Annotated in this window: 18 protein-coding genes and 1 pseudogene; 9 read left to right on the top strand and 10 right to left on the bottom strand. The window is 67.3% G+C overall.

Annotation, left to right across the window (positions count from 1 at the left end; all coding sequences use genetic code 11):
- The coding region (locus tag KYG_RS03115; RefSeq protein ID WP_008903366.1) for a DNA methyltransferase at window positions 1–2211 on the top strand (2211 nt) is incomplete at its 5' end.
- Window positions 2212–2241: 30 nt separating this feature from the next.
- Here KYG_RS03115 and KYG_RS03110 read toward each other — a convergent pair.
- Window positions 2242–2703 (bottom strand): MarR family winged helix-turn-helix transcriptional regulator, encoded by a 462-nt coding sequence (locus tag KYG_RS03110; RefSeq protein ID WP_008903365.1) that lies wholly within the window; start codon window positions 2701–2703, stop codon window positions 2242–2244.
- A gap of 142 nt (window positions 2704–2845) precedes the next feature.
- Between KYG_RS03110 and KYG_RS03105 the strand changes: the two genes are divergently transcribed.
- The 5 genes from KYG_RS03105 to KYG_RS03085 all read left to right on the top strand — a co-directional run bounded on the left by KYG_RS03105 (window position 2846) and on the right by KYG_RS03085 (window position 8163).
- Complete coding sequence (locus KYG_RS03105; protein ID WP_008903364.1) at window positions 2846–4741, top strand: FAD-binding monooxygenase; 1896 nt, start codon at window positions 2846–2848, stop codon at window positions 4739–4741.
- Window positions 4742–4937: 196 nt separating this feature from the next.
- A complete protein-coding gene (locus KYG_RS03100; RefSeq protein ID WP_008903363.1) occupies window positions 4938–5240 on the top strand; it encodes a helix-turn-helix transcriptional regulator in 303 nt (100 codons plus the stop codon).
- 9 nt (window positions 5241–5249) lie between these two features.
- Entirely contained in the window at window positions 5250–6581 is a 1332-nt protein-coding gene (locus KYG_RS03095; protein ID WP_008903362.1) for a type II toxin-antitoxin system HipA family toxin, read from the top strand.
- A gap of 31 nt (window positions 6582–6612) precedes the next feature.
- Window positions 6613–7716, top strand: coding sequence for a sensor domain-containing diguanylate cyclase (locus KYG_RS03090; RefSeq protein WP_008903361.1), 1104 nt, complete (start codon window positions 6613–6615; stop codon window positions 7714–7716).
- Window positions 7717–7875: 159 nt separating this feature from the next.
- Complete coding sequence (locus KYG_RS03085; protein WP_008903360.1) at window positions 7876–8163, top strand: DUF6150 family protein; 288 nt, start codon at window positions 7876–7878, stop codon at window positions 8161–8163.
- A 42-nt stretch (window positions 8164–8205) separates the two neighbouring features.
- Here the strand turns inward: KYG_RS03085 and KYG_RS03080 are convergent, their stop codons facing one another.
- Together KYG_RS03080 and KYG_RS03075 are read right to left on the bottom strand one after the other, a co-directional pair.
- Complete coding sequence (locus tag KYG_RS03080; RefSeq protein ID WP_008903359.1) at window positions 8206–8913, bottom strand: VIT family protein; 708 nt, start codon at window positions 8911–8913, stop codon at window positions 8206–8208.
- Between the two features lie 150 nt (window positions 8914–9063).
- Window positions 9064–9909, bottom strand: coding sequence for a fumarylacetoacetate hydrolase family protein (locus KYG_RS03075; RefSeq protein WP_008903358.1), 846 nt, complete (start codon window positions 9907–9909; stop codon window positions 9064–9066).
- 253 nt (window positions 9910–10162) lie between these two features.
- Here KYG_RS03075 and KYG_RS03070 point away from each other — a divergent pair, with 253 nt between their 5' ends.
- Both KYG_RS03070 and KYG_RS03065 read left to right on the top strand, forming a co-directional pair.
- Window positions 10163–10762 carry a chromate transporter gene (locus KYG_RS03070; protein ID WP_008903357.1) on the top strand — a complete coding sequence of 200 codons (600 nt, stop codon included), beginning with the start codon at window positions 10163–10165 and terminating at the stop codon, window positions 10760–10762.
- The gene (locus tag KYG_RS03065; RefSeq protein ID WP_008903356.1) at window positions 10759–11355 is read left to right on the top strand and encodes a chromate transporter; all 597 of its coding nucleotides are present in this window, start codon (window positions 10759–10761) and stop codon (window positions 11353–11355) included. Before KYG_RS03070 ends, KYG_RS03065 begins: the two co-directional genes overlap by 4 nt.
- Window positions 11356–11374: 19 nt before the next feature.
- On the opposite strand, the gene KYG_RS03060 is transcribed toward KYG_RS03065, so the two are convergent.
- The 4 genes from KYG_RS03060 to KYG_RS03045 form a co-directional block, all read right to left on the bottom strand.
- On the bottom strand, window positions 11375–12541 hold the full coding sequence (locus tag KYG_RS03060) for an ABC transporter substrate-binding protein (RefSeq protein WP_008903355.1): 1167 nt from the start codon (window positions 12539–12541) through the stop codon (window positions 11375–11377).
- Window positions 12542–12640: 99 nt separating this feature from the next.
- Window positions 12641–13375 (bottom strand): NAD-dependent deacylase, encoded by a 735-nt coding sequence (locus KYG_RS03055; protein WP_008903354.1) that lies wholly within the window; start codon window positions 13373–13375, stop codon window positions 12641–12643.
- Window positions 13376–13388: 13 nt separating this feature from the next.
- Window positions 13389–14135: a 23S rRNA (guanosine(2251)-2'-O)-methyltransferase RlmB gene (gene rlmB, locus KYG_RS03050; protein ID WP_008903353.1), complete on the bottom strand. Its 747-nt coding sequence runs from the start codon at window positions 14133–14135 to the stop codon at window positions 13389–13391.
- Window positions 14136–14249: 114 nt separating this feature from the next.
- Window positions 14250–14951 carry an ABC transporter ATP-binding protein gene (locus tag KYG_RS03045; protein ID WP_008903352.1) on the bottom strand — a complete coding sequence of 234 codons (702 nt, stop codon included), beginning with the start codon at window positions 14949–14951 and terminating at the stop codon, window positions 14250–14252.
- Window positions 14952–14966: 15 nt separating this feature from the next.
- Here KYG_RS03045 and KYG_RS03040 point away from each other — a divergent pair, with 15 nt between their 5' ends.
- The gene (locus KYG_RS03040) at window positions 14967–15650 is read left to right on the top strand and encodes an arylesterase (protein ID WP_008903351.1); all 684 of its coding nucleotides are present in this window, start codon (window positions 14967–14969) and stop codon (window positions 15648–15650) included.
- Window positions 15651–15657: 7 nt separating this feature from the next.
- On the opposite strand, the pseudogene KYG_RS25000 reads toward KYG_RS03040, so the two are convergent.
- From KYG_RS25000 to KYG_RS03030, 3 genes and pseudogenes are all read right to left on the bottom strand, one after another.
- Window positions 15658–15848 (bottom strand): annotated as a pseudogene (locus KYG_RS25000) (hypothetical protein).
- Between the two features lie 96 nt (window positions 15849–15944).
- On the bottom strand, window positions 15945–16805 hold the full coding sequence (locus tag KYG_RS03035; protein WP_008903350.1) for a DUF2189 domain-containing protein: 861 nt from the start codon (window positions 16803–16805) through the stop codon (window positions 15945–15947).
- 88 nt (window positions 16806–16893) lie between these two features.
- The gene (locus KYG_RS03030) at window positions 16894–18126 is read right to left on the bottom strand and encodes a PLP-dependent transferase (RefSeq protein ID WP_008903349.1); all 1233 of its coding nucleotides are present in this window, start codon (window positions 18124–18126) and stop codon (window positions 16894–16896) included.
- Between the last annotated feature and the right edge of the window lie 73 nt (window positions 18127–18199).

The raw sequence follows: 18199 nt of genomic DNA, 5'->3' as shown, positions 1-18199 counted from the left end.
GAGCACCTGAAGCGCCTGGAGGGCGAAGTCGTCAACCAGCTCGAAGCGTTAGGCCACACGCAAGACCAGCTCGGCTTTGAAGGCGAAACGGTGACGCTGCAACAACTGCGCGGCATCGAGCTGAACGAACGCGCCGCCGCCCTGGCCGAACTCGTGCTGTGGATTGGATACCTGCAATGGCACATCCGCACCCGTGGCAACGCCGCCGTGGCCGAGCCCGTGGTGCACAACTACGGCAACATCGAATGCCGCGACGCCGTGCTGGCCTGGGACGCGCAAGAGCTGGCGTATGACGAGGCCGGCCAGTTGCTCAGCCGCTGGGACGGCCGCACGTTCAAGACCCACCCTGTGACGGGCGAACAAGTGCCCGACGAAGCCGCCCAGGTGCCGCAATGGCGCTACGTGGGCGCCCGGCAGGCGCAGTGGCCGCAGGCGGATTTCATTGTGGGGAACCCGCCGTTCATTGGTGCCGCCAGCATGCGCGCCGCCTTGGGCGACGGCTATGTGCAAGCCCTGCGCGGCGCCTGGCCCGAGGTGCCCGAGAGCGCGGATTTTGTGATGTTCTGGTGGCACCACGCCGCCGCGCAAGTGGCGGCGGGCCACACGCGGCGCATGGGCTTGATTACGACCAACAGCCTGCGCCAGACCTTCAATCGGCGCGTGGTGCAGGCGGCGCTGGACAAGGGCTGCCATTTGCACATGGCGATTCCCGACCATCCTTGGGTGGACGGCGCCAATGGCGCTGCGGTGCGGATTGCCATGACGGTGCTGGCGCCTTCGGCGGGCGAAGGCTGCGTGCAAACCGTGACCACCGAACAGACAGGCGACTATGGCGAAGTGGCGGTGACGCTGAGCGAACGGCGCGGGCTCATTCACGCGGATTTGAGCGCAGGAGCGAACGTGGCGGCGGCCATACCGTTGCAGGCATGCCAAGGCATTACTTTTCGCGGCGTCACCTTGATGGGCTCTGGCTTCTGGGTTGAACAAGACGACGCGCTCATCACGAACGAACCCGGCGCTTTGAAGCCGATTCTGAATGGGCGTGACCTAGCTGAAAAGCCGAGGAACGCGCACGCAATCGACTTCTTCGGTTTGAATCGGGAAGAAGCGCGGACGAGGTTCCCGGGGGCATATCAAAGAGTGCTGGAAGCGGTGAAGCCACAACGCGATGCCAATGCCAACACGAAAGACGGTGCGGCTTATGCTGACCGCTGGTGGGTTTTTGCCAAACCAAGGCCAGAAATGCGGCGTGCGTTGGCTGGCACTTCTCGATTCATTGCAACGCCGATGACGGCAAAGCACCGAACTTTCCAGTTTGTTTCCGCCAAAGTTCTGCCCGACCAAGGACTGATTGTTGTTGCTCACGACGATTCGTTCTGTTTAGGTTTGCTATCCAGCCAAGCTCACATCACGTGGGCACTGGCCACCGGCGCACGGCTGGGCGTCGGCAACGACCCGCGCTACAACAACTCCCGCTGCTTCGAAACCTTCCCCTTCCCCGACGAAGACACCGGCCTGACCCCGCAGCTGCGCGAGCGCATCGCCCAGCTGGCAGAACAAATCGACGCCCACCGCAAGCGCGTTCTCGCCCCCGAATCCGGCAACACCGGCCTCACCCTCACCGGCCTCTACAACGTGCTGGCCGCCCTGCGCGAGGGCCGCGCGCTCACGGCCAAAGAGAAAACCCAGCACGCCCAGGGCCTGGTGGGCGTGCTGCGCGAGCTGCACGACGAGCTGGACGCCGCCGTGCTGGCGGCCTACGGCCTGCCCGCCACCGCAACCACCGACGACATCCTGGCCCACCTGGTGCAGCTCAACACCCAGCGCGCCGCAGAAGAAGCCCAGGGCCGCGTGCGCTGGCTGCGGCCGGACTTTCAAAATCCGCAAAATTCACTGCAAAAACAGGAGCTGCTGGCGCAAGAGGATCAAGCGCCAGAGGCTGATTTGAATAGTGAAAAACCGCTATCAAAACAAGAGCAAACAAAACCCGCAACCCAGCACCCCTGGCCCGCCACGCTGCCCGAGCAGGTGCGCGCCGTGGCTGATGCGCTGGCCGCCAGCCCCACCCCGCTCACATTGAGCGCCATCGAGGCCCGCTTCAAAGGCCGGGGCCCGTGGAAGAAGGGCCTGCCCACGCTGCTGCAAACGCTGGAGGCCCTGGGCCGGGCGCAGGCTGTGGCGGGAGGGGGCGTTACGGCCTGGCGGGGGTAAGGCGCCGGGTGCGCGCCGCAGCGCTCTGTCTCAGTCGCCGCCCGACGCGCCATGGTGCGCCACCACCCGCTGCGCCAGGCGCATGAATTCTTCGCGCTCTGCCGGGGTGAGTGGCGCGAGGATGCGGTCTTGCACACGCAGCACGCTGGGCACCATGCGCTCGAGCAGCTGTGCGCCGTCGTCGGTGAGGTGCAGCAGGCGCACGCGGCGGTCGTGGTCTGAGAGGCTGCGCGTCAGCAGCCCGCGGGCCTCCATGCGGTCTACCACGCTGCCGATCGTGGAGGTATCAAAGTGCACCTCGCGCGCCAGCGTGCGCTGGTCGATGCCGGGCTGGTCGGCCAGCGTGTAGAGCACCGCAAACTGCACGGGCGTGATGGCGCTGGCCTCGGCGTCCTGCATGAACACGGCCACCGCCGCCTGCTGCAGGCGGCGTATGCAGTGGCCGGGAAATTGCGGGAGTTCGGGGCGGTCGGTGGGCGGTTGCAGGGCCATGGCACAGGGGTTCTGGGGAATGGGTGGATTGTGTCACCGGGATATCGTACGTATACTGACGTTCAGAATACTGATTTATTGTTCTTTCGCTCGTTCCGCCCCTTCTTGCCCTTTTTTCTTCCCCTCACAAACCTCCTTGACCATGCAATTCCACCTGAATGGCTTTCAGCCTGGCGACCCCTTGATCCACGCAGCCGCGCCAGGGGCGCTGCCGCACACCGACGCGGCGCCGTCAAAGGTGGATGTGCTGATCGTGGGCTGTGGCCCTGCGGGCCTCACGCTGGCGGCGCAGCTGGCGGCGTTCCCGGAGATTCACACCTGCATCGTCGAGCAAAAGGATGGCCCGCTGCAACTGGGGCAGGCCGACGGCATTGCCTGCCGCACCATGGAGATGTTTGAGGCGTTTGACTTCAGCGAGCGGGTGCTGAAGGAGGCCTGCTGGATCAACGAGGTGACCTTCTGGAAGCCCGACGAAAACCAGCCCGGCCAGATTGCCCGCCACGGGCGGGTGCAGGACACGGAGGATGGCCTGTCGGAGTTCCCGCACGTGGTGCTCAACCAGGCGCGGGTGCATGACTTTTACCTGGACGTGATGCGCAACGCGCCCAGCCGCCTGGAGCCCCACTACAGCCGCCGTTTTATCGATGCCACGGTAGACCCGAGCCAGGCCGACTACCCCGTTACCGTGCGGCTGGAGCGCACCGATGGCGCCCACGCGGGCCAGATCGAAACCGTGCAGGCGCGCTATGTGGTGGGCTGCGACGGTGCGCGCAGCGGGGTGCGCAAGGCCATCGGGCGGCAACTGGTGGGCGACTCGGCCAACCACGCCTGGGGCGTGATGGACGTGCTGGCCACCACCAACTTCCCGGACATCCGCTACAAGGCGGCCATCCAGTCTGCCCACGGCAATGTGCTGGTCATCCCGCGCGAAGGCGGCCACATGGTGCGCCTGTATGTCGAGATGGACAAGCTGGGCGAGGACGAGCGGGTGGCGCACCGCAACATCACGCTTGATGCACTCATCGCGAGTGCCCAGCGTGTGCTGCACCCCTACACCCTGGACGTGAAAGAGGTGCCGTGGTGGTCGGTGTACGAGATCGGCCAGCGCATTTGCGACAAATACGACGATGTGCTGGAAGAAGGCCCCGGCGCGCCGCTGCCGCGCGTCTTCATCGCGGGCGACGCGTGCCACACCCACAGCCCCAAGGCGGGCCAGGGCATGAATTTTTCGATGCAGGACACCTTCAACCTGGGCTGGAAGCTGGCCGCCGTGCTGCGCGGGCAGTGCAGGCCCGAGCTGCTGCACACCTATTCCAGCGAGCGCCAGGTGGTGGCGCAGCAGCTGATCGACTTCGACCGCGAATGGGCCACGATGTTCAGCGACCGCTCTGGCGCGGTAGACCCCAAGGAGTTCCAGCGGTATTTTGAGCAGCACGGCCGCTTCACGGCGGGCGTGGGCACGCATTACCGGGCGTCGGTCATCACCGGCCCCGCTACGCACCAGGGCCTGGCCACCGGGTTTGTGATCGGCACACGTTTCCATTCAGCCCCGGTGGTGCGGGCGAGCGACGCCCGGCCCGTGCACCTGGGCCACGCGGGCAAGGCCGACGGCCGCTGGCGCCTTTACGCCTTTGCGGGCGCCCAGGATCTGCACGACGAACAGACCGGTGTGCGCGCGCTGTGCAGGTTCCTCGCAGAATCGCCCGACTCCCCCGTGCGCCGCTACACCCGCGCGGGCCAGGATGTGGACGCCGTGTTCGACCTGCGCGCCATCTTCCAGCAAAGCCACCGCGACGTGGCGATGGACGCCCTGCCCCCCTTGCTGCTGCCCGCCAAAGGCCGCTACGGCCTGCTCGACTATGAAAAGGTCTTTTGCGCCAGCCCCACGGGCAACGCCGACATCTTTGACCTGCGCGGCGTGGACCGCGCGCAGGGCGCCCTGGTCATCGTGCGCCCGGACCAGTACGTGGCACACGTGCTGCCGCTGGGCGACTACGCTGGGCTGACGGCGTTTTTTGCCCCGTTCATGCAGGGCTGAGCCACCGGACACCGGCACTACCGGCGGCACTACCGGCGCTAATTTCACGGCGGCGATTACACGGCCGCCACTGCTCGGCGGCGATGGCACGGCGGCCACTGCACGGCGGCCGTGGCCGCGCACGCTTGTCGTCACACGGGCGGTCAATTTGCATATAAGAATGCGCTTTTATCGAAAAAAGCGTATAAATACGACCATGCAAACCGACCTCATCCCCACCCTGGCCGCCGCCCGCAAGGCCCACCAGATGACGCAGGCCGAGCTGGCCGAGCGCGCGGGCCTTAGCCGCATGACGGTGCAGCGCACCGAAGGCGGCGACCTGGACCCGCGCTATTCCACCCTGGCCGAGATGGCCCGCGTGCTGGGCATGGACATCATTGCCGTGCCCAGCAGCCTGCGGCCCAGCCTTGCGGCGTTCATCCAGTCGGGGGGCAAGTTTCTGGGCCAGCCGGAGGGCGCGGATGCACCGCCCTCGGTGGTGGATGGTCTGCGCCGCTGACCCTACCCCATGACCACCTCCATCCGCTACCTGCGCCTGTACCTGCACCGCCCGGCGAACGCGGACGGGTCGGCGGGTGGTCGCGAGCCCATTGGCTACCTCTCGCAATACGGCGACATCCTGCGCGTGTCGTTTGACGAAAGCTATATCCGCAACCCGCAGCGCCCCACCCTGTCGCTGAGCTTTCAGGGTGCCGACGAGGCGGCCACGCAGCAGATTCTGGCGTCGGCGCGCGATGCGCGGCTGGTGCGCACCGATGGGCGCTGGCCGGTGTATTTTCAGAACCTGCTGCCCGAGGGCCACAACCGCGAGCGCCTGGCGCGCGAGCGCGGCTGCAGCCCCGACGACGAGTTCGAGCTGCTGGCCGCCGCAGGCCACGACCTGATGGGCGCGCTGGAGGTGGAGCCCGTGCCCGCCCAAGACGGCATCCCGGACGTGGTGCGCCACTGGCACACCACCCAGGGCCTCGATGTGCTGGAGCCGGGGTTTGTGGAATACCCGGTGGAAGACGCCGCCTCGCTGCCCGGCGTGGTGACCAAGTTCAGCGCGGTGCAGGACGGCCGCCGCTACACCGTGCGCCGCCAGGGCGCGGCGGGCAGCGTGATCCTGAAGCTGCCCACCACGGCCCACCCCGACCTGGTGGCCAACGAGTTCACCGGCTACCAGCTGTGCCTGGCGCTGGGCCTGCATTGCGCGGATGTGCGCGTGATCACCCGCGCCGAGGCCGACCTGCCCGAGACCGTGCCGTTCAACGAAATTCTGGCCGTGCAGCGCTTTGACCACCTGCCCGGCGGCGCCCGGGTGCACATGGAGGAGTTCAACCAGGTGCTGGGCTACACCCCCCGGCAAAAGTACGGCAAGGCCCATGGCAAGGGCGCGCTGCAGGACTGGGCCACCATGCTGCGCGTGCTCAACCGCCTGAGCCGCCAGCCGGTGCAGGACACGCGCGAGTTTCTGGCGCGCATGGTGGCTTTCATATTGATGGGCAATACCGATGCCCACCTGAAAAACTGGGCCCTGGTGTACCCCGATGGCCGCGTGCCCCAGCTGGCCCCGGTGTACGACCCGGTGTGCGTGGCCGCGTTTTTTGACGGGGTGCCGCCCAGCCAGTACGGCATGAACCGCGCCATCGACAACACCCTGCGGGCGCTGACCTGGGCCGACATGGAGGGCCTGATGAAATCCGCCGGGCTGCTGCGCGTGCCCCGGCACCTGGCCCTGCTGCGCGATGTGGTGAAGCTGGCGCGCAGCCAGTGGCCGGCGCTGCTGCAAGGTGCGCCCGGCCCGGTGCGCAGCGTGGTGGCCCAGCGCCTGGCGGGCGGCGTGGCACTGGCGCAGTGACAGGGTTTTTTACAAATAGGTACGATGCGCCATGCACACACCGCCCCCGCCGCCTGCCGACGAAGCCCGTATTGCAACGGCGTTGGCAGACCCGCAGCGGCTGGCGGCACTGCACGCCACCGGCCTGCTCGACACCCCGGCCGAAGAAAGCTTTGACCGCCTGACCCGACTGGCCGCCAAGCTCACGGGGGCGCCGGTCACCTTCGTCTCACTGCTGGACGCGGAGCGCGACTTTTACAAAAGCGCCTATGGCTTCGGCGAGCCGCTGGCCTCGGCCCGCGAACTGCATGGGCGTACGTTCTGCCACTACTCGTTGGTGTCTGACGGCGCCCTGGTGCTGGACGATGTGACGCAGCTGCCGGTGTTTCGCGATGTACCTACCGTGAAGTCGCTGGGCATCCGGGCGTATGCGGGCATTCCGCTGCGCACCGAGCAAGGCGACATGCTGGGCAGTTTCTGCGCGGTGGATTTCAAACCCAAGCGCTGGACGGAGCAGGACATTGAAGTGCTGGTGGAGCTGGCGCACTGCGCGATGCGCGAGGTGCGCCTGCGCAAGGCACTGCAGGACGCCGAGGCGCTGAACCAGCAACTGGTGGCGCAGATACAGCGTGTGGACGAGCTGAACCTGCGGCTCAGCGAGATGGCCAACACCGATGCGCTGACCGGCCTGAACAACCGCCGGATGTTCGACCACAGCCTGCAGCTGGAGCTGGCGATCGTGGAGCGCCGCAAGACGCCGCTGAGCCTGCTGATGCTGGACGTGGACCACTTCAAGCAGATCAACGACAACCACGGCCACGAGGTGGGCGACACCGTGCTGGTGGCCATCGCGCAGGTGCTGGGCGGCTGCGCGCGGGTGATCGACATCGTCGCGCGCGTGGGCGGCGAGGAGTTCGCCGTGATCCTGCCCAACACCGACACCGAGGGCGCCCTGGAGGTGGCCGAGCGCATGCGCACCGCCGTGGGCCAGGCCACCTGGCTGGCCCAGCCCGCCACCATCAGCATTGGCGTGGCCACGCTGCAACCCGCCGAAGACGCCAGCGGCTTCTATTCACGCGCCGATGCCGCGCTGTACGCGGCCAAGGCCGCAGGGCGCAACCGCGTGGAGCTGGCACCGGCTGGCGGCAGCGCCTGAACCCTTGAACTCATTGGCTCCTGAATTGATAGCTGCTAGCGCTTTACCATCAAGCGCTGGTGGCACTTTTTACGTAGAATCTGGCCTGACTACGTAGCAACCCGGGGCATGGCGGGCGGAAAGTCTGGCTACCCTTGCACATCATCACAGAGGACGCCCATGGCCAAGATTCTGGAAGTGAAGTACGAGCACCAGGCCGACGCGCTGATCTGCGAAGTGGCGCACGCCACCCAGGCCGACCTGTGCTGGCACGAGGTGCACTACGCCAGCCAGGCCAGCGGCGACGGCATCTGGTTTTTTGTGGCCTACCCCAACCAGGCCAGTTTCAAGGTGTTCCGCGTCAAGCACGCCAGCCAGGCAGACCTGAAGATCTTCAAGGTAAGCACGCCAGAGCAGGCGGGCTGGCGCACCAAAGACCACCTGCTGGTGGGCAAGCTGGGAACGTAGGCTTTCGCACAGGGGTGGGTGCGGGGGGTGTCGGGCAAAGCGTCAGACCGGCGCCCCAAACAACGTCCCCACGCCTGCCGTGATCGCCATGGCCAGTGCGCCCCAGAAGGTCACGCGCCAGGCGCCCACGGCCATGCCCGCGCCGCCCGTGCGGGCTGCCACCGCCCCCAGCACAGCCAGAAACACCAGCGCTGTACCCGCCACCCAGTACAGCAGGCTGGCCATGGGTGCCACAGCGGCCACGGCCAGCGGCAGTGCGGCGCCCACGGCAAAAGCGGCGGCGGATGTAATGGCGGCCTGCACCGGGCGGGCGGCCAGCGCGGACGAGACATGGAGTTCATCCCGCGCATGCGCACCCAGCGCATCGTGCGCCATGAGCTGCTCAGACACCTGCTGGGCCAGTTCGGGCGTGAGGCCCCGGTCCACATAGATAGCGGTGAGCTCGCGCGCCTCGGCGGCGGGGTCGGCCGCCAGCTCGGCGCGCTCGCGGTCAAGGTCGGCCTTTTCGGTGTCGGCCTGCGAGTGCACCGACACATATTCACCCGCCGCCATGGACATCGCGCCCGCCACCAGCCCGGCCACTGCCGTCATCACGATGGTGGACTGGCTGGACTGCGCCGCCGCCACACCCACCACCAGGCTGGCGGTAGAGACAATGCCATCGTTGGCCCCCAGAACGGCGGCACGCAACCAGCCAATGCGGTCGGTACGGTGGCGCTCAAAGTGCAGGCGGCGTGTGGCGGAGGTCATTGGCGTCTTCTTTGTGAAAGTCGGGAAGGCTGGCAGGGTACGGGGCAAGCGTGGCGATAGTCAACCACGCCGGGCCTGGCGATGACCTGCCGATGCCGCCCGCGCTCAACGGCCCATCACTGGCCCATCACTGCCCCGTCACTGCCCCCGTCACCCGCCCATGCACGTTTGCACCTGCTCACCCAGTCCCGTGGCGCCCAGGCGCACCACGTCGCCCGCTTTCAGGAACCAGGGCGCGGGCTTTTGCCCCAGGCCCACGCCGGCGGGCGTGCCGGTCAGGATGACGTCGCCGGGCTCCAGCGTCATGAACTGGCTGATGTACGACACCACGGTGGGCACGCCAAAGATGAAATTGCGCGTGCTGCCGTTTTGCACGCGCTGGCCGTTCACCTCCAGCCACAGGTCGATGGCGTGCGGGTCGGGCACTTCGTCGGCCGTGGCCAGCCAGGGGCCGATGGGCGCAAAAGTGTCGTAGCTCTTGCCCTTGTCCCACTGGCCGCCGCGCTCCATCTGCCAGGCACGCTCGGACACATCGTTGGCCAGCACATAGCCCGCCACGTGCTGCAGCGCATCGGCCTCGGCCACCTGCTGCGCACGGGTGCCGATGACGATGCCCAGCTCGACCTCCCAGTCGGTCTTGGTGGCGCCGGGCGGAATGCGCACGTCGTCGTTGGGGCCGCTGAGTGCCGTCACGGCTTTCATGAAAAGCACGGGTTCGGCAGGCGGCTGCAGGCCCGCCTCGCGCGCGTGGTCGGCGTAGTTGAGCCCCACGCACACAATCTTGCCCACGCCACCCACCGGGCTGCCCAGGCGCGGTGTGCCGTCCACCGCGGGCAAGCGGCTCGCGTCGATGGCGGCCAGAGCGGCCAGGGTGCGGGGGTGGAGCTGTGCGGGCCCGATGTCGGGCAGCAGCATCGACAGGTCGCGCAGCGTGCCGGTGGCGTCGACCAGGCCGGGGCGTTCTGCGCCGGGCTGGCCGTAGCGAATGAGTTTCATGGCGGAGGGTCCTTGGGATGCAACCAGCCCGCAGCATACCGGCGTGCCCACCCGCCCGCGAACGCAAATCACCGCCCCCGCCCTGCCACACCACGACGCCCATGCCCCACCCGCAAGCTTGGCGCGCCGCGCGGCACGCGTAACATGGCGCGCTGAAAGCCATCATCATGGCCGCCCGGCCCATTACTCATTATTTGATAGCTGCTTGCGCAATACCATCAAGCGTTTGCGGCCTTTTTTACCCATACACAGCATGGCCACAGACGCCAACCCGCCCTCCCCCTCCGGCGACGCTCCACAGCGGCTTCAGCCCCGCAGCCCCGGCGATCTGTTCTGGTCCTTCACCTGGCTGGCCCTGCAGGGCTTTGGCGGCGTGCTGGCGGTGGTGCAGCGCGAGCTGGTGGAAAAAAAGCGCTGGATGACGAACGCGGAGTTTCTGGAGGACTGGGCTGTGGCGCAGATCATGCCCGGCCCCAACGTGGTCAACCTGAGCATCATGATCGGCGACCGCTACTTTGGCCTGCGCGGCGCGCTGGCGGCGCTGGCGGGCATGCTGACGTTTCCGCTCATGCTGGTGCTGGCGCTGGCCGTGGTGTATGCCGAATTCGCCAGCCACCCGGCCGTGGCGGGCGCGCTGCGCGGCATGGGCGCTGTGGCGGCGGGACTGATTGCCGGGGTGGGCATCAAGCTGTTTGCTTCCATCCAGAACCACCCGCTGGGCCGGCCGATGTGCATGGCGCTGGCAGGGCTGGCCCTTGCGGCCATGGCGTGGCTGCGGCTGCCGCTGTTCTGGATATTGCCCGTGCTGGGCGGCGTTGCCTGCGTGCTCACCTTCCGAAAGCTCGCACCATGACCGCACTGCCCCTGGCCCTGGGCGCGGGCGACTGGCTCAACCTGTTCCTGTACTACCTGACGCTGTCGCTGCTGGCCGTGGGCGGCGCCATCGCCACGGCGCCCGACATGCACCGGTTCCTCGTCGAGCGCCAGGCCTGGCTGACCGACCCGCAGTTCAGCGCGTCGATCGCCATCGCCCAGGCCGCACCGGGGCCCAATGTGCTGTTTGTGGCGCTGCTGGGCTGGAACGTGGGCGTGAACGCCGGTGGGCCGGGTATGGCGGGCTGGGCCCTGGGCGCGCTGGGCATGTCGCTGTGCATGCTGGGCGTGATGTTGCCCAGCAGCCTGCTGACCTGGCTGGCCACCCGCTGGGGCCACCGCAACCGCAACCGCCGCAGCGTGCGCGCCTTCAAGCAGGGCATGGCGCCGGTGGTGATAGGCCTGCTGCTGGCCACCTCGTGGGTGCTGGCCCGCGCCCACGGCGACTGGACCACCGACTGGCCCCTGTGGCTGCTGACCGCCAGCACCGTGGTGCTGGTGTGGCGCACCCGGCTGCACCTGCTGTGGATGCTGGGCGCGGGGGCGGTGCTGGGGGCGATGGGCTGGGTGTAGGGGGGGCAGGCCGCGCCGGTCAGCTGATGCGGCGGCCGTTTTCGGCGTACACGGCCAGGTAGATCGCGTCCGAGCCGATGTATGGCGCCTTGTTGCCAAAGCCCACGTTGAAGTCGCCAAACGACAGCGACCGGATGCTGGCCAGCCCGGCGCGAAGGCGTTCGCGCGTGAGGTCCTTGCCGGCGTTTCTCAGGCCTTCAATCATGATCTGGGCGTTGAGCCAGCCCTCCAGCGCGCTGCCGCTGTGGATGTAGGCAGCATCGGCGCCCACGGCCTTCATCGTGGTCTGGAACTTGCGCACCGCCACCGACTTGAGCGAATTGGCATCCGGAAACACCTGCACCAGCGCCAGGCCGCGCGAGGACGCTGCGAGCTTGGGCATCTCCGAGGCGAGCACCGTGACCGACAGCCCCGCCAGCGGCACGCCCTGGGCCTTGGTGCGAAATGCCTGCACGAAGGCCGTATTGGCCGTGCCTGTGGTGGCCAGCAGCACGGCGCCGGGGCGCTCGGCGGCCACCTTGTCGGCCAGATCGGCGCCGTTCTTGCCGTCCACCGCCAGCGCGTATTCGCCGGCGCGCTCCACCTTGATGTCGTCGAGCGCCTTCGACATGTCCTTGAGCACTTCCTTGCCAAACGGGTTGTCCAGGTACACCACGGCAATGCGCTTGAGGCCCATGTCCACGATCTGCTTGACCAGGCGCTGGGTTTCCTCACGGTACGTGGGGCGCAGGAAGAATACGTGGCGGGCCTCCGGGCTGCGCAGCGAGGTGGCGCCCGTTACCGGCCCCACGGTGGGTATGCCGCGCATTTCGATCAGCGGGAGGATGGCAGCGGTATTGGCGGTGCCCAGGGGCGAGATCAAGGCAAACACCGATTGCGAATCCACCATCTGGGTCACGTTCTGCAGGGTGCGGGCGGCCACGTAGCCGTCGTCCTTGGGGTCCATGCGGATCTCGCGGCCATGGATGCCGCCCGCCTGGTTCACCTCGGCAAACGCGGCCTTCATGCCCGCCACCTGCTCGATGCCCGCCTGGCCCAGCGGGCCGGTGAGCGCAATCGAGCAGCCCAGGGTGATCAGCTTGGGCGTCAGGCCCTCGTCCGCCGCGCTGGCGGTGTGGGCCCACAGGGGCAGGCCCGTGGCGGCAGCGGCCTGGGTGGCACGCAGGAGAAATTGACGACGGCTCATGGTGGGAGTGGGGTGTAAAGACAAAGGTGCGGCAGGCTACCGGCAAGCGGGCCCGCCACGTGTCAGCTTTGTGACAGCAAATGCACCAAAACGACGCAACTAGCCCAGCAGCGTTGGCAATACCTGGGCCGCCGGGGCGCGCAGCACCGCGTGGGCGGTGCCATCGAGCTCGCTGGGCGCGGGGTTGACCACCACCACCCGCGCCCCGGCAGCGCGCGCCTGGTGCGCAAGGCCCGCCGCCGGGTACACCGCCCCGGCCGTGCCCACCACCAGCATCAGGTCGCACGCCTTTGCAGCCTGCTGCGCGGCCTCCAGGGTGCGAAAAGGCAGGGCTTCGCCAAACCACACCACCCCGGGCCGCAGCAGGTTGCCGCAGCGGTCGCAATGCGGCGGGTGACCCGCCACGGCGTGCTCGATATGGCAACAGTTGCGCGGCATGTCGAGCCAGCGGTCTTCAAAGATGTCGCCATGCAGGCACAGTACGCCGGTGCTGCCGGCGCGCTGGTGCAGGCCGTCCACGTTCTGGGTGATCAGCGTGATCCGGCCGGGAAACTGCTGCTGGAACGCCGCGAGGGCCATGTGGCCCGCATTCGGCAAAGCGCCTGCGAGCAGCTCGCGCCGGTACTGGTACCAGTCCCACACGCGCTGCGGGTGGGCGCGAAAACCTGCTTCCGTGGCCATGTCTTCGGGCCGGAACTGCGCCCAGTAGCCGGTCTGCGCATCCCGAAAGGTGGGCACGCCCGATTCGGCGCTGATACCGGCGCCGGTCAGCACGGCGACGTGGCGCGCCTGCTGCACCCAGGTTTTGATGGTGTCGGGCGACGCGCTTTGCATCGACGGCAGCAGGTCAGGTCCTCTGGCGCAGCGCCTCGTACAGGCACACGCCGCTGGCCACCGACACGTTCAGGCTCTCGACCGCACCCTTCATGGGGATGCAGACCAGCTCGTCGCAGGTCTTGCGCGTGAGCTGGCGCATGCCGTCGCCCTCGGCGCCCAGCACCAGGGCCACGGGGCCTTTCAGATCGACCTGGTAGATGGTCTTGGGCGCATCGTCGCTGGTGCCGATGCACCAGATGTTGCGCTCCTTGAGCTCGTTCAGCGTGCGCGAGAGGTTGGTCACCATGAAGTACGGCATGGTCTCGGCCGCGCCGCTGGCCACCTTGGCCACGGTGGCGTTGATGCCCACGGCGCGGTCCTTGGGGGCGATGACGGCATGGGCCCCCGCGCCATCGGCCACGCGCAAACAGGCGCCCAGGTTGTGCGGGTCGGTCACGCCGTCGAGCACCAGCAGCAGGGGCTGCTCAATGCCGGCGGCTTCCAGGTCTTCCAGCAGTTCATCCAGCGAAGTGGCGACCTTCACGGGCTCCACCCGTGCGGCCACGCCCTGGTGGCCATGGCTGCCGGCCAGCTTGGCGATGCGCACGCTGTCGGCCTCGATGAGGCGGGCACCCGCCTCGCGGGCGCGGTCGAGAAACTGGCGCATGCGGGCATCGCGCCGCGTGGCTTCGTAGTAAATCTCGATGATGGATTTCGGCGCGGTCTTCAGACGCACGCCCACGGCGTGAAAGCCGAAGAGAACTTTGGGGCTGGACATGGGGAGGGATTATCCGCTGAGCGCAGACAGCCACTCCGTCGCACTATTAAATGAATAGCTGCCCGCGCTTTACAGATAAGCGCTGGAGGCCAAAAACACCAAAAAAAAACTGATTCAGACCACCCGCCCGGCTTCGATGGTGATGCGCCGCTCGCACTGCTCGGCGATGGCGCGGTCGTGGGTGACCAGCACCAGCGTGGTGCCCTGCTCGCGGTTCAGCTCGAACATGAGCTTCATGATGGTCTCGCCGGTGGCGAAGTCGAGGCTGCCCGTGGGCTCATCGGCCAGCAGCACGGCCGGCTGCACCACAAACGCCCGCGCCAGCGCCACGCGCTGCTGTTCGCCGCCCGACAGCACCTTGGGGTAGTGCGACAGGCGCTGACCCAGCCCGACGCGCGCCAGCATGTCGGCGGCGGCTTTGCGGGCATCGCGGCGGTTGGCCAGCTCCAGCGGCAGCATCACGTTTTCCAGCGCCGTGAGGTTGCCCATGAGCTGAAAGCTCTGGAACACAAAGCCCACCTTCTGGGCGCGCAGCGCGGCGCGCTCGTCTTCATTGATGGCAAAGAGGTCGTGGCCATCGAGCCGCACCGTGCCACGCGTGGGGGTATCCAGTCCGGCAATGATCGACAGCAGCGTGCTTTTGCCCGAACCCGAGGCGCCCACAATGGCCGCTGTTTCCCTGGCAGCCAGGCGGAAATCGATATCCCGCAGAATGTCGAGGGTTCCGGTGGAATCCGTCACCGACTTGAAGACATGCTCCACCGCAATGATGGGTGTGGAAGATGATGTCGTGGGCAATGTGGAGGATTCAGGCATGAAAGGTTCTTTACTTTGATTCGTTATCTGCAGCGACGGCGCCACTTTATCCTGAGCACCGGTATCGGCGTGGTGGTGGGGCTTTGTGCGCCGCTGGCGGCCGCCCAGGCCCCCGGCAAGGCCGCCACCGCACCGGCCCGGCCGCCGGTGATTCTGGTGCTGGGCGATTCCCTCAGCGCCGAATACGGGCTGGCACGTGGTACCGGATGGGTGGCCTTGCTGGAAAAACAGCTGGCCCAGGAAAAAATGAGCGCCACGGTGGTCAATGCCAGCGTGAGTGGCGAGACCACATCCGGCGGCCGTTCGCGCCTGCCGGCGCTGCTGGCCCAGCACCAGCCCAGCCATGTGGTGGTGGAACTGGGCGGAAACGACGCCCTGCGGGGCCTGCCGCTCAAGAACACCGAGGAGAACCTCACCTTCATGACGCAAGCGGCGCAAAAAGCCGGTGCAAAGGTCTTGCTGGTGGGTATGCAGGTGCCGCCCAACTATGGCACCGCCTATGCCGATCAGTTCGCCGGCCTGTTCACCAAGGTGGCCAAGGCGCAGAAAGCGGCAGTGGTGCCGTTCTTTCTGAAGGGCGTGGCCGACGGGCCGGAGCCGACCCGTCTGTTCCAGCCTGACCGCATCCACCCGCGCGCCGAAGCGCACCCGCAGATGCTGGCCAACGTGTGGCCGGAACTGAAAAAACTGCTGCGCTGAAGAGGCCTCAGGCGCCCGGGCCCGCTGCGGGCTGGCCGGGGGCCGCGCCGTCATGGCCGGGGTGCCCCTCAGCGGGCTGGTCACTGCCCTGCTGATCGCCCGGTGTGCGCTGTGATTTGGCCCTCAGCTTCTCTTCTTTTTTTGCTTTTTGGCGAGTTCGCGCTGGCGTTTTTCGTATCCGTAGTTGGGTGTTGCCAAGGTAGTAGCTTCCTGAAGTTGAGACCCACTGTAACAGCTTGGGGCTTTGCGCCGGCGCTGCGGGCCGGCCTTGATCCCGCAACGGCGGTATGCATTTCAGACGGTGCGCTGTGGCGGCGCCACGCAGGCGCGGTAAGCGTGCCAGCTGGCAAACCCCAGCACCGGGCCTGCCAGCAGCAGCCCCACGCCCCAGAACCACAGCGACACGGCAACGATGCCCGTGATGAGCGCGCCCCACAGCAGCATCACCGCGGGGTTCTCGAACACCACGCGGATGCTGGTGATGCCTGCGGTCAGTGCATCGGTGTCGCGGTCGAGAATCATGGGAATCGAGACCACGGACGTGGAGAACACCAGCGCGGCAAACGCGCCCCCCACCAGGGTGTACACCGCCACAAAGTTCCAGTTTTGCGGGTTGAACACGGCTTGCAGCACCCCCGTGGTGGACGGCATGCCGGTGTTGAAGAACACGGCAAACACCACCAGCGACGCACGCCCCCAGAGCAGTTCGAGCACCACGAGCACCAGCACCAGCATGCCCATGCTGCCCATGTGGCTGTCCCAGCAGGTGAGCGACTCGCTCAGCTGCGGTTTCAGCCCGGCCTCTCGCCGGCGGCTGGTGTCATAAAGCCCCATGGCCAGAAAGGGGCCCAGCAGCAGGCAGCCGCTGGCCAGGGACATGGTGTATTCAGGCCGGGTACGGAACACCCACCCCAGAAGCAGCGCCATGCCCCAGAAGCAAACGCCGTAAAACACAGCGATGCCCGGAGCGTTTCGCACGTCCTGCAGGCCCCGCGCCAGCCAGCGGAAGGGGTCGCCCATTGTCACGGGCTGCAACTGGATGGGTTGGGCCTGCTGGGCCTTTACGCGCTCGGCAATGGCCTCGGCGTGCTGGGATTCGGAAATGTCTGGCGCGCCCGGTGCATCCGGAGCGGCCTTGGAGGTGGTCACGGTCATACCGCCACACTAAGGCCGCCGCTGCGGCAGCGCCACTGAGGAAAGCCCGTATCCCGCGGTACCGGCTGCCAGCCGAAGTGGCGTTGCCTCAGTTGAAGGCGCGCTCCAGGGCCTGCTGCAAGTCCTGCCTCAGGTCCTCCACGCCCTCCAGCCCTACGGCAAACCGCACCAGCGTGCCCGCCTTCAGGTGGGTGCTGGCGCGGCTGCGCATGGCATTGATGTCATAGGGTACCACCAGGCTCATGGGGCCGCCCCAGCTGTAGCCGAGCTTGAACAGGCGCAGGCCGTCGCAAAACGCATCCACCTGCTGTTGTGAATGGCGGGCATCGATCATCACGCTGAACAGGCCGGCCGCCAGCCCTTGCCCGCCCTGCGCCCCACCGCACAGGGCCTTCCAGTGCGCGTGCCCTGGCGAGCCATCGAGTGCGGGGTGCAGCACCTGCGCCACGGCGGGCTGCTGCTGCAGCCACTGCGCCAGGCTGCGTGCCGCTTCGTCATGGGCGCGGTAACGCAGGCCGATGCTCGGCAATGCTCGCAGCACGGCTTCGGCGTCGTTGGCGCCTACGCCCAGGCCCAGCCGCATGTGGGTGAGCTTGATCTTCATGTGCAAGGCGAGGTCACGCGTCATCACGCTGCCCATGAGCACATCGCCCCCGCCGCTGGGGTATTTGGTGAGCGCGTGGACGGAAATATCGACGCCGAGACTTGCGTCCCTGGTGAGGTCGAACGGTGCGAACGCCAGGCCCGCGCCCCAGGTGTTGTCCAGCGCCGTGGTCACGCCGCGTGCACGGCAGATGCGCACCTGTTCGCAAAGGTCGGGGAACTCCATGCTGACCGAGCCCGGCGCTTCCAGCCACACCAATCGGGTGGCCGGGGTGATGCGGGCCGCCAGATCCGACGGATCGAGCGGGTCGTAGAACACATGGGTGATGCCAAACCGCGCAAGTTCGCCGCTGGCCAGGTCTTTGCCGGGGCCATAGGCGTTGTCGGGGATCAGAACTTCGTCGCCAGGCTTGAGCAGCGCCAGCGCAACGTTGGCAATCGCGGCCAGGCCGCTGGGCACCAGTACGCACTGCAGACCGCCTTCCAGGGTGCACAGGCGCTCTTCAAGAATGAACGTGGTGGGCGTGCCGTGCAGCCCATACGTGTAGCCGCTTTTGTCCTTCCATTCGCGCGAGCGCATGGCGGCGACGTTCGGAAAGATGACCGTCGAGGCCTTGTACACGCCCGGTTGCGGTGCGGCGAAATCGCCAGGCGGTGTGTAGGCGTGGTGGACAAGGCGGGTGGCGAGGTCGGGGTTGTGCGCTTTCATGCCGCCCATGGTAGCGCGCCGCCCGGGCAAGGACCCGGGCGGCGCGTGGGTGCAAGCGGCGGGGCGAGCCCGCCCTGCGTTA

Source organism: Acidovorax sp. NO-1, from assembly GCF_000238595.1.
Lineage (GTDB): Bacteria > Pseudomonadota > Gammaproteobacteria > Burkholderiales > Burkholderiaceae_C > Acidovorax.
This window is presented reverse-complemented; position numbering and strand designations above follow the sequence as displayed.